This window comes from Brucella sp. NBRC 12950 (assembly GCF_030268145.1).
Taxonomy (GTDB): Bacteria; Pseudomonadota; Alphaproteobacteria; order Rhizobiales; family Rhizobiaceae; genus Brucella.
The window spans coordinates 1-12,888 of record NZ_BSQC01000018.1 but is presented as its reverse complement, the minus strand read 5'-3'; the positions used below and the strand labels follow the sequence as shown (position 1 = coordinate 12,888).

Below are 12,888 nucleotides of genomic sequence, written 5' to 3'. Positions count from 1 at the left end.
TTATCAATGGAACCACCTACAGCGCTGGCGACAATGCCATAATTGAGAATGTTGGCACGTTTACGCTCGACAGCACCGGTGCCTACACGTTTACGCCGGACGAAAACTGGAACGGCACGGTTCCGACCATCACCTATACGATCAGCGATGGGGAAGGTGGCACGGATACCGCCAATCTCACCATCACGGTTGATCCAGTCAATGATGCTCCAGTGATTGCTGGGGGAGACCAGGACGGCACAGTGATTGAGGCAGGTGTTGTCGATGACAACACACCAGTTCCTGGTAATCCGACCGCGACAGGAAGTTTTGACGCATCCGATGTCGATGGCGATACGCTTAGCTGGAGCGTGCTGGGTACTCCTGATCAAACCTATGGCACCTTCACCATCGATGCTGTAACTGGGGCTTGGTCCTATACGCTCGACAATTCGCTGAGTGCTACTCAGGCTCTGAATGAAGGCGATAAGGTTGAGCTGAGCTTCGACGTTGAGGTGAGTGACGGGAAGGGCGGAACCGAAACCCGAACAGTCGTCATCACAATTAACGGAACCAACGATGCACCGGTTGCAAATGCCGACACCGGATCAGTGTCGGAAGCAGGCGTTCAGGACGGTGGTAACGATCCGATAAGTGGAACTGCCACTGCAACCGGCAACGTGTTGACGAATGATACTGACGTTGATGATGGTGAAAAGGCCACACTGGCCGTAAATGAAGTGAAGTTTGGCGATGTTGTCGGAACGGTGGGTTCGAGCATTCAAGGAACCTATGGAACCCTCACGCTGAATAGCGATGGCAGCTACACATATGAACTTGACAACACCTCGACACAAACTCAATCCCTGAAGCAAGGTGAGCAAGTCACCGAGACTTTCACCTATACAGCGGTTGACGTTAACGGTGCGACAAGCAGCAGCACATTGACCATCACAGTCACTGGCGCCAATGACCGTCCGGAGATCACGTCCGGAACGGCTGAAGCGAGTGGCGAAGTGACCGAGCAGGGAACTGCTAACCCTGATCAAAACAATGTGGTCAGCGGAACGCTGACCGCATCCGATATTGATAAGGATGCGACACTGACCTGGAGCGTGGTTGCCACCAACGGCACCTACGGCACAATCAGTATTGACGAAAAAACAGGTCAATGGATCTATACACTCGATAATACCCTAGCTGCCACACAAGCCTTGAATGATGGTGAAAAGGGAACAGAAACGTTCACAGCAGTGGTGACGGACGAACACGGAGCTACTCGCGAGCAAGTCATCACAGTTACTGTCAATGGTAGCAACGACGATATCACGGGCCTTGGCAATGAAACGATAAATGTCCTCGAAGACGGCGTCGTCAACGGCTCGCTTCAAGATTTCGTCTCTGATGTTGATAACAACATCATTTTAACCGGCTTCTCGGTGGATGCCGATGGCGACGGTATTGATGAAACATATACCCCGGGCCAAACAGTTGAACTGAAAAACGGTGCGGATGTCCTTGGCACTCTGATCATCGACGAAGACGGGAGCTATAGCTTCACACCCGCTCCGAACTACGGCGGAAATGTCCCAACTGTCACCTACACCATGGCAGAAACCGGGGGTGGCAAGTCCGTCACGCAGACAATTGATTTCACGATCACCAAGGTAGCCGACGCGCCGGATCTTGAGGCAAATAAGAATCTTAATACTGATGAAGACACTGCTGTTTCCCTTGGATTGAAGACACCTGTTATCACTGACACAGGCACGGGTACGACTAACAGTGACAACCCAGAGCGTCTGGGTGAAATCACGCTGACTATCAGCGGCGCAGGCGCCGATGGCGTAACGCTTTCTACGGGTGCGAAAACGCTTACGCCAGTCGATGGTAAAATCACCATCGTCTTGTCTGATGTACCTCATGTGAGCGACACGCCTGCTGCTGACGACGCCCGAGGGATCTACTATCTGACTTCAGCCGAGTATGCGGCTCTCGTGGCAAATCCGCGCGCTGAAAGCGGCAATAATTTTACTGTAACCGTTAGCGCGACCAGCTATGAAGTTGATGCCAGCGGCGGCAAGATCGCGGGCGTGGCGGGAGCGTCCAGCACGCAGGTCATCAATGTTGATGTTCAGGCAGTAACCGACGGGGCGGAGCTTGAGAGCGATGTCACGACGCTTACTTTTGCTGAGGACAGCAAAATCGATTTGTCGAGCCATCTCACCGCGGCTTTGACTAGTACCGATGCGAATGCTGGAAACGACACTGACGGTAGTGAACGTTATTCTTATACTGTCAGCGGCTTGCCTGCGGGATCGATCGTAACCATCAATGGAACGAATTACACCGTTGGTGCGAGCGGCTCTGTCACTTCGCCTGAAACCAGCACGTTCGCAACGGCACCAAATATTTCCATCACGCCACCACGAGATTTCAGCGGTGATATTAAAGATGTCGTAATCACGCTTAATACCCGTGACACAGACAGTGATTCAGCAGGTATTCCAGCGACCGTAACGAGCAGTGTGACAATTGATCTGCGGGTTACTCCTGTTGCTGGTGATGTCACTGCGACGGACAGTACAACAACGGAAGATACGGCTGTTCACTTCCTTGCAGGTGTAGCTGTCACTGATACGGGTACTGCAGCCGGCTCCGAAGTCATCAACGAAGTCACATTTGAAGTTCCCACCGGTTGGACCGTTGGGACCCCTGATGCATCGGCAGGCTGGAGCTACAATGTTTCTGGCACCACTGCAACGATCACATTTGATGGTTCATTGAGCCAAACTGATCGAGAAGCTATTCTTGATGCCTTCACGATTACGCCGCCAGCGCATAGCAGCCTGGATGCCACGATCAAATTGTCTATCACCAGCACCGATACCAATGGTTCTGATAGCGATACCAAGACAGTTGATCTTGACGTGAAGATCACCGTTACGCCTGTGGCTGAGCGAACCGACAGCGACAGTGATGGAAATGGACAAAACGACGTCACCATGAATGGCGATCACGCCTATTCTGTTGCGGGTCAGGAAGATGCCTGGTTTGCACTTGGTAGCAATTACACAGGCGCATCGAATACCAGTGGCGGCTTCGCCGGCCTGCAGTCAGCTTGGTCAAATGCAGACTCGGACGAATTCACTTATGCTGTGTTGACGCCAACGCTTTCGTCTGACACGCAAACTGACACGGTTATTGGCACTGAATTCCGTTATTCAACAGATAATGGTCTTACTTGGCAGACGCAGACCTATGTCGGCGAACCAATCTGGGTACCATCAATTTATCTCAATACGCTGCAGGTTAAGCTACCCGCTGATGTATCGGGCACACTCACCATTGGAGTGCAGGCGGCAACGGTTGACTATGATGATGATCGCGACGTTTCCACACTCCCGCTTGATCCACCACATGAAAGCGGAAATGGTGTCAATGTAGCCATCAGCGGTGAAGCTACGCTTTCTTTGATCAAGTTTGAACCTGTTGCCGATGAAGTAACCATGGCGCTCAACGGTCGTGCTACGGGTCTTGAAGATACGGCAATCCCGCTCTCGATCAAAACGACGAGTTCCGATGATTCTGAAACCTTCAACGTCACCATCTCGGGCATTCCTGATGGTGCTGTAATCACTTATAACGGTGAAAAGCTGACTGTCAGTGGCGGTGCGGTTACGATTGTTGGTTTCAACAATAGCTACCCAATGACCGTCACACCGCCGCTTAACAGCAACAATGATTTCAAATTGACTGTCAGCGCGGTTTCGGTCGACGGAACGTCAACATCTGCGCCTGTTTCCCGCACGATTGATATTGCGGTTACCGGTGTCGCCGATAATGCCGTAATCACACTGCCAAATGTTGCCTATACCACAACAGAGGCAGCACTCGATGCAGGTGCACACAAGGTCCAACTGTCCAACATCATTACCTCGGTCGCGTCTAGCGACACCGACGGATCGGAAGTAACTACACTTCGCATCACAGGTCTTTCAGAGAATTTCTCGTTAACCGGAGCGACAATGGTCGTTTCGGGCACTGGGACGGAACGGATCTGGATGGTGTCGGCAAGTGACCTTTCGAAGGTTTCTATTGTTGTTCCTGAGAATTTTAGTGGGACGGTGAACCTGAAGGTCGCTGGTGTTACAACTGAAAACGATGGCGATTCTCGCACGGGTCCTCTCACCGATGTCAGCTTCACGGTTACTCCGTCGCCGGAGGCACTGATCACATCAACTGCCACCCTTATCGAGGATGAAATCTCCCTGCTCAATCTGGTAATCATTCCGCAAAACGGTGATACAGATGAAAAATTGGGTAGTATTTTCATTCCGGTTGATTACGACGCGAGCAAATTTACGCTCTATGTAGGCGGAGCAGAAATTTCAGCAGCGAACCTTGAAACGAAAGAAATTGAAGGGAAAACCTACTATATTGTCCCGTCCGATCAGATCGATAGTCTGGGCGCGAAGGGTGCCGCCAATCTTGACGGTGACCTTGGCAAGTTGGATTTCCTTTACGAAGTGATTGATCCATCAACTGATGGAACTTTAACTGCCGTGACTGAAGTGAAGAATGGTTCGCTTACAATTGACGCACTGCCAGTAACCGATGCAGTCGATGCATCGATTACGGCGATCACCATGACTTCCGCCACTGGTACAACTTCTGATGAGATTGCCGGTGACGATGCAGAACCAGACACAGCGACTGTTACGACCAGCGGCACAGTGACCGTAAACCTGCACGTAAATTCCGCCGATACGGATGGCAGCGAACATCTGGTCCGCGTGGTTATTGAGGGTGTTCCTGATGGTGTTACCGTCAACGGCGCATCCCAGATTGGTGCAGGTTCGTGGCTCCTTATCTATTCCGGCGCGGACGCGAAATCGATCGGCATTGGTGGCATCAATCTTCCGGTCGAATTCGTCGTCGGAAAGGGCGCGTCTAACCTCACATCGACCATCACAATGACCGTGCTTGCGCAGGATGAGGGCCAGAACGTCAATTCGCCTGCCAAGATCGAAACCGATTCCGTCAAATGGAACCTCACGGTAGATCTGGGTGACGGCCAATCTTACCTGCCTCCAGTTATCGACGAATGGAGCTACAATGGTGCGCAGGGTACAGAAGACACTGAATTTACCCTGGATGGTGTTGTTGATGCTAAGGTCACAACAAGTGACTCGAGTGTCGCTTATAGTTACACCGTCACGCTCACCAATCTAGCACCAGGTACAACCGTCGACGGTATGACCTTCACCACGATCAACGGCGTACCGACATGGTCTGCAACCGTTGTTGTGCCTGCAAACGGCGACAGTCAAGCCGCACTTGATGGGTTGCTTGCTGGTATCAAAATCACCCCCCCGCTTAACAGCAATGACAACAATGCCGAATTCAACTTTGACGCCAAGCTGACGGCAGCAGCGGTTGGTGGCACCAGCACGGAAGCGGTCACCAAGCCGGACATGCCTATTATTCCGGTGACCGACGAGGCGACGGTAACCATCGACGTTCCTGACGTCGCAGAAGGAGAAACCAGTGTTACTGCAACGATTTCGGCTTTCGATGTTGCAGACGGCACGTTCGGAACGATCGTTGACGGCAAGCTTTATGTTCAGGTTTCGACCAACGGAAACGACAATGGCACGCTCACTGATGGTGAAGGCAGAACGCTGACGCTGACCGACATCAGTGGCGTCGTAGGTGTGCCAGATGGCAAATATTATGTTGTTGAGATTGGCACTGCAGGCGGCTCAGTCGAGCTCACTTACACTGCGGCAGATGGAACCGTCCTCCAGCCGGGCGACGTAACTTTCAATGCCTGGGTACAGACGAAGGAAACTGGTGCGGCAAATACGGAAGCCGCTTCGGCCTCCAGCACCGCTGAAGTCTTGATCGTCAACAATGGTGTCACGGTGGAAAGTCAGCCAGTCACTGGCAAGGAGAGCGGCACTTCAGAAAAGACCAACGCGATCGAGTTGACTGGTCTCACGGTTGCTCTCAAAGACAACGATGGTTCTGAGGCGATCAAGTCCATTCTGTTGTCTGGCGTTCCGGTGGGCTTCCTGCTTTATGTCGGTTCAAGTGCAGGGGATGCAACTGTCGCTTCCCAGGCTTCAAACGCCGGTGGCGATGGCAGCACCAATACCTGGGTCATTTCCTCTGACGGTACGATGCCTGCCTATGTAGCAATCCTACCCGCCCCACATTGGAGCGGCACGCTTACGGATCTTTCGATCGTGGTTGAATCAGGTGAGGCTAGCCTGCCGACGACCCGAGTGGATACTGTGCCGCTTGCACCTGTGACCGTTGAAGCCGTCGCAGACGGAATAGCAATCGATCCGACCTTGTCGTTTGGTAAGGAAGGTCGCATCATCAGCTTGAACCTGAATGCAGCCATGGTTGATGCGGCGACCGCCGTTGCAGGTGTTGAGGATGCAAGTACCGAAACCACAACCTTGAAACTTACCGGTCTTGGTGCGCATGCAGCCTTTTATATCGGCGGCGAGCTTATCGATGCAAACAACGATGCCATATCGATCGCTTACGATCAGCTCACCAATTCCTATACGATCACTGGCTTGTCGCAGGACAATCTCGATAAGCTTGGTTTCGTTCAAGCAGCATCTGCGCTTTCCGATCAGGACGCATCCACGGCGGGCACGCAGATCAGGGTCGAGGCATGGACTGTTGAAAGTGCAACAGGAACGGAATCGCAGCATGTAACCGACACGCTGACGCTTGCTGTAACGCCTACAACAGCCACATCAGGTAACGACACATTTATTTGGAGTGGTTCAAACATCAACGGCCGAGCCGGTTCCGACACCGTTGCCCTGCGCTTTGGCGAAGATCTCAGTGGTGATGATCTTAAGCAACACCTTAAGAATATCGAGATCATTGATCTGGGAATTCATGGAACAAATGCAATCACAGATCTGACCCCTGATGATGTTCAGGCGATCACCGATGCAAACCATATCCTGACAATAAAGGGAACATCGGAGGATTTGCTGTCGCTTTCAGGAAACTGGGTGCTGCAGTCAGACGGATCTTACACGGGGACCGGTGAAAGTGGCACGACGGTCACTCTAAAGATTGACGGCGTGACGATTGATAGTCACCAGGATGCCGTCGCATCAAGTTCTGATCATTCGAGCCTGTTCTCCTTTGCAATGGCAGAAGACAGTGAAAGCTTCGGTCTGGCGTCGATCGATACACAGGCGTCTACAGCACCTGCCGTAGAGCAACAGACTGCTCTTACAATCGATGACGTCCTGTCCTCTGATACAGGGCACGATGCGATGTCCGCTATCCTGCCTGACGAGCACGACGCTAAACCGTTTTCGTCAGACACCGGTGGTGGAGCTTCCGATTTTGTCGACCTCAGCACTCCAATGACGGCACCTTCGCTCGAAGACGAACTTCGCTCGGCCGTTCACTACGAGGTCTGATATTGTGAACGCCGCGCCAAACCAATCTGGTCCCGCTCCCTCCGGGGGGCGCGCCAACCGAGGGTGGATCGAAGCCGTAATGCGTGTCGCAACGCATTACGGCATGGCCATCTCGGTGGAGCGCATAAAACTTGACATGGCGTGGTCCACAGATGAGGACCGGTTGGCTACACTTGCGCGCTCGGTCAGTCTTTCTATCCGGCAGATTGATGAGGGAGCTACAGCTCTATCGGCCCTCAGGCTACCACTTCTCGTTGAGTTTAGTGGCGGCGAAGTTGGAGTGATTGAACGGGAGACTGCCGAAGGCTTCGGAGTAATTCTGTCCGGTGACAAGGGCCTGATGACCCCGTTATCGCGAGAGGAATTGGCTTCACGCTTGCGACGGCTGTTTGTGCTTCGTCCTGTTTCGTCGCGTCCCGACCGACGGATCGATGATTATATTGCGCCTTGGCGTCCCGACTGGTTGCGCAGTATTGCTTTGGCGGATCTCAAGCCTTACCGCGCAGTGTTGGTTGCTTCGCTTGTGACCAACATACTGGCGCTTGCCGGCACGATTTTTTCAATGCAAGTCTATGACCGTGTTGTGCCCGGTCAATCTATGAGCACACTCTGGGTCTTGTTCATCGGCGTTATGATGGCGATCCTATTCGGGATGGGTGTGCGAACCGCTCGAAGCCGTATTACCGATATAGCGGGAAAAGCTGCTGACCTGCGGATATCAGACCGGGTGTTCGGGCACGCACTTCGTATCCGCAATACCGCACGACCACGCTCCACCGGCACGTTTATTTCGCAGATACGCGAGCTGGAACATGTCCGCGAAATGTTGACCTCCACGACAGTGGCGGCGATTGCTGATGTTCCATTTTTCCTGCTGTTTTGCGTATTGTTCTTTTACATTGCCGGTTCCTTAGTCTGGATACCTCTTTTGGCGATGGTCCTGCTGGTCGTGCCTGGACTGCTGGCACAAAAACGACTTCGCCGGCTGGCTGAAACAAACACCCGAGAATCTTCGCTGCGTAGCGCGATGCTGGTTGAGGCCATCCAAGGGCTTGACGATATCAAGTCGATGCAGGCCGAAACGCGGTTCCAGAACCTGTGGAACCATTACAACGAGACCACATCTGGCTCCTCAATGGAGTTGCGCGATCTTATTAACCGGTTGTCATCGTTTGCACAGACGGTTCAAGGTGGGGTGTTTGCGGTAGTCATCTTCTTCGGTGCACCCATGGTTATGGCCGGCGAACTAAGTACGGGTGTGCTTGTCGCAGCCTCTATGCTGTCCTCAAGGATGCTTGCTCCATTGGCGTCGGTAACGCAAATCCTCAACCGCTGGCAACAGGCCCAGGTCGCGCGCAAGGCGCTTGACGGCCTGATGGCTCTTCCCGTGGATGCGCCTCAGGAAGAGCAGCGAATTCATAAGCCAACCATCAGCGGTGCATTTCGCATCAAGGACGCAGTATTCGGGCACAATCCCGAATCTCCCGTTCTTAAAATTGATCAGCTTACAATCACGCCGGGCGAACGCATCGCTATTTTAGGGCGCAATGGTGCGGGTAAATCCACGCTCCTGTCTGGTCTTGCTGGACTTCTCGAGCCATTGGCAGGGGAAATCCGCGTTGACGATATCGTTATGGGTCTCATTGATCCGACAGACGTCAGGCGTGACATCGGTGTCATGGGGCAGGGCGCTCGACTGTTTCACGGAACATTGCGCGAAAACCTTACGATCGGCGCGCCTATGGCGACGGACGAGGATGTCCTTGATACGCTCGAGAAAATGGGGCTGGTGGATTTTATCAATCGGCTCCCTGAAGGTTTGGATCATCTGGTTCAAGAAGGCGGGCTCGGATTATCGGGTGGACAAAAGCAAGGCCTGTTGCTCGCACGGCTCCTGCTTAGGAAGCCACGTGTTTTGCTGCTCGATGAACCAACAGCCTCGTTTGATGAAGTGTCGGAGGCGGCGGTTATTCATGTGCTTGGCCAACTGGGACGCAACATTTCGGTGATTGTTGCCACGCATCGCCCCGCAATGCTGCGGATCGTTGATCGACTTATCGTGGTCAATAATGGTGTGATTGCGATGGATGGGCCCAAAGATCAGGTTCTCAGCCAGTTGCGATCCGGAAAGGCTGCCGCATGAGCCTGCCGCTTAACACCACAGCTGAACGCGTAACCGCGCGCTCGGAAAGTCGATTTGTCTGGCTTGTATTCTTGCTGCTCGCCCTGTTCCTTGCATGGGCCTGGTTTTTTCCGCTTGTCGAGGTCTCAAGCGGCCAAGGAACCGTTGTCCCCAGTTCAAGAGAGCAAGTTATCCAGTCGCTCGATGGCGGGATTCTGACGCTAATTTCCGTCAAGGAAGGTGATATCGTCGAACGCGGACAGATCCTCGCACAGCTCGATCCGACTCGCACTGCGTCGAATGTTGAGGAGGCGGCAGCAAAGTTTCACGCCTCCATCGCTGCCGCCGCACGCATGCGCGCCGAGTTGGGTGATCTGGACGAAGTGGTCTTCCCGCAAGAACTGGCTGGCGATGAATTCGCACAGTTGCGTGCCAACGAGCTTGCTCTGTTCAAGTCCCGTCGTGAGAGCCTGCGTGAATCCTTGTCTGGGTTGACAGAAGGCCTAGAACTTACCCGACAGGAGCTCGCAATTGCCGAAAAGCTTCAGTCCACCGGAGCAACTAGCAGGGTTGAAGTGATTAAACTGCGGCGCGAAGCGGCGCAGACTAAGCTCGAAATTTCGCGATTGCGCGCGGATTTGCGAGTCCAGACCGGTGAAGAATTGCAAAAGATCAATGCTGAGGCAGAGGTCCAGGCATCGATCATGCGAGGTCGGGCGGATCAGCTTGATCGTCTGGTGTTCCGCGCACCAATGCGCGGCATCGTTAAAGACATTGCTGTTACCACGATCGGCGGCGTCATTCCGGCTGGCGGGCAGTTGATGACGCTGGTTCCAATGGACGACCAACTCCTCATAGAAGCCCGTATCTCGCCGCGTGATATCGCTTTCATTCATCCAGGACAGAACGCTCTGGTCAAGGTTTCAGCCTATGACTATGCCATCTTTGGTGGTCTTGCTGGTGAAGTTGTAACGATATCGCCGAATACTGTGCGCGACGAGGTCAAACAAGATCTGGTGTTTTATCGCGCCTATATTCGAACCCACGAAGACTTTCTGACGAACAAAGCCGGCGCCCGGTTTCCAATTGTTCCAGGCATGATTGCGACTGTCGATATTCGCACCGGCGAGAAAACCGTCTGGCAGTACCTGATCAAACCGTTTAACCGTGCACAGGAGGCGCTCCGTGAACGTTAAAGCTGTAACACCGTTCAGTTCATTACCAACATTACCAATAAACAATATCTCCAAAACGAGGTCCGAAATGACAAAATGGTTCGGCGCGCCCGCCGCATTCCTGCAACTCTCGATCATTGCCCTTGCAACATTTTGTCTTACACCCGCTCAGGCTCGGGATACTCTCAATGAGGTTAATCCTCATGCGGGCTTTTCGTCAGTATCAAAAGCATATTCCGACATGGACAAGCGTTATGTTCGTATCGGCATGCCGCGCGACATAGCGCAAGTTCGTCGCATTTCTGTCGGTCAGTCACAGGCCGCGTTACAGGCGGTATTAGGACGCGCCGCTCATCGCAACAGTGACGGGTCACTTGAGTTTAATCTTTCGCTACCGCTCGTCGGTCGTGACCGTTTAATTTGTCAATATCGGGTTTACTTTGACGGTGCAGGTAAGGTATCTCACGCAGCGTGGCGGCGTCCACAATGCGCCGATTTGGTCGCAGGAAAACGAAACTGAAGACCAAATGATCCCTTTGCGAGCTCACCTGAGAATCTGCCGTCAAGCGGCACTGTTTATCACTGGCGGAATCCTGCTCTCAGGTTGCGTTGGGTTACCTGCAGCCGATGGCACTGAAGCGGCGATTATCGAGAAGGCTTCTGTGATGCCGACTTTGACGCCTGTAAAAGGTGCGCAGATTGGCGCGGTCGCTCGCAATGGTCTTCTGATCAATCCATCTGTGCGGGAGGCAGCAAGCGTGATTTCCGCAAGTGCGGATCAGGTTAGAGTGCAACGGGCCGCACTTTTCCCAGGCCTTTCTGTTGCTGCTGGAGCTGGCGTCGGTTCTGGCAGCACTGGAAAACCTGGTGTGGACCTCACTGGTTCGCAGCTGCTGTTTGATGGCGGGAACTCCAAGCGTGCAGTAAAGTTGGCTGATTTTGATCTTCAGATCAATTACATTGCATTCCAGAAAACGGTCGACGATACGCTTCTGGAAATTCTAAAAACTTATGCCGACGTGCAGATGAAGAGCGAGTTGCTTGACGTCTACAAAAGTCAGCTTAAAGCTCTCACTGAGCTCGACAAACTCGTTGCAGAACGCGCCACAAACGGTGCTGTTTCATCAAGTGATCACCTGGAAACGCGCAAGAGAGTGCAATCGGCTGCATTTCTTGCCAATGATACCCAACTTGAACTCGGCGAGGCGAGGGACCGTCTGACACTATTGACGGGCCAGCCGCAAGGCGGACGGGTCTCGCTATCTACCAAGTCGTGTAAGGCTCAAGGCGAAACCGACGATCTGCGCATGAACCGTCTGTCACAGGCACGTGCTCAGGTCGCTCTTGAAAAGGCCGAGAAGGAAGTCACTCCACGTATTGCGCTGCAGCCTGTTGTTGGTGGAGAGCTCGGCGTGAACAAACTGCCGCTGGGGTTGAACGTCGATGTTCGATCTGACTTTTTGCAGGGCGGCGCGCTTACAGCCAGAGCAAATGTCGCGCGCAACAATCTAGCTGGAACTGAAGCCAAGCTCGCATCGGTGCAACTGCAAGACAGTTTGACAGAGACTGCGCTCGTACGCAGCCTTGCCGCTGGTGATATTAAGTCGACGATGCTCAAGAAGCAGATCGAATTGCTCAAAAAGACGAGAGTACTTTATCGAGAACAATACTTCGACATGGGAACCCGCCAACTTTCTGATTTGCTCGACAATGAGGAAGAATATTATAGCCGGCAGGCCGAGCTTGCAAAGCTCCGCACCGAAATGAGCATAACCCAAGTGCAGTGCGCCATCCGAAGTCGAGGTCTGCGAGAGGAACTCAAGGTCAACGGTAACAGCATTTATGGTTACCCTTTGTCGGCAGACTTGCTTTAAGCACGAGGTGCTCACCCGGCGACCGAACACTTGAAGCAAACGCAATATTGCGGTTCAGACGAATATTTTAGAGGATCGCTGGAAACATCAGGTCCGGCTGAGCTACAGCTCGAATTTGACGCGGCAGATAAGAGAGTTCCATAAGCTATCTTATGCAATCGATGTGTATAACGGGGGTGGGTTCTAGTTTGAAGTGCGACTTGCAAATGATAACAATGAGTTATCCAATGCAAGGAACTCGTCATGGACCGTACCTATTCGCATCTTGATCT

At 52.9% G+C, this 12,888-nt stretch carries 5 protein-coding genes; all 5 read left to right on the top strand.

The genetic code is table 11. The features are described from left to right. A partial coding sequence (locus tag QSJ70_RS23815; RefSeq protein WP_285540234.1) for a beta strand repeat-containing protein occupies positions 1-7,445 on the top strand: 7,445 nt, incomplete at its 5' end. 4 nt (positions 7,446-7,449) lie between these two features. Continuing rightward, positions 7,450-9,588, top strand: a complete 2,139-nt coding sequence (locus tag QSJ70_RS23810; protein WP_256443872.1) for a type I secretion system permease/ATPase — start codon at positions 7,450-7,452, stop codon at positions 9,586-9,588. Then, complete coding sequence (locus tag QSJ70_RS23805; RefSeq protein ID WP_176588794.1) at positions 9,585-10,763, top strand: beta-barrel domain-containing protein; 1,179 nt, start codon at positions 9,585-9,587, stop codon at positions 10,761-10,763. The genes QSJ70_RS23810 and QSJ70_RS23805 overlap by 4 nt, the downstream gene beginning before the upstream one ends. Then, a complete protein-coding gene (locus tag QSJ70_RS23800; protein WP_285540228.1) occupies positions 10,753-11,262 on the top strand; it encodes a hypothetical protein in 510 nt (169 codons plus the stop codon). The genes QSJ70_RS23805 and QSJ70_RS23800 overlap by 11 nt, the downstream gene beginning before the upstream one ends. A gap of 7 nt (positions 11,263-11,269) precedes the next feature. Further along, complete coding sequence (locus QSJ70_RS23795; protein ID WP_215779193.1) at positions 11,270-12,616, top strand: TolC family protein; 1,347 nt, start codon at positions 11,270-11,272, stop codon at positions 12,614-12,616. Positions 12,617-12,888 lie beyond the last annotated feature (272 nt).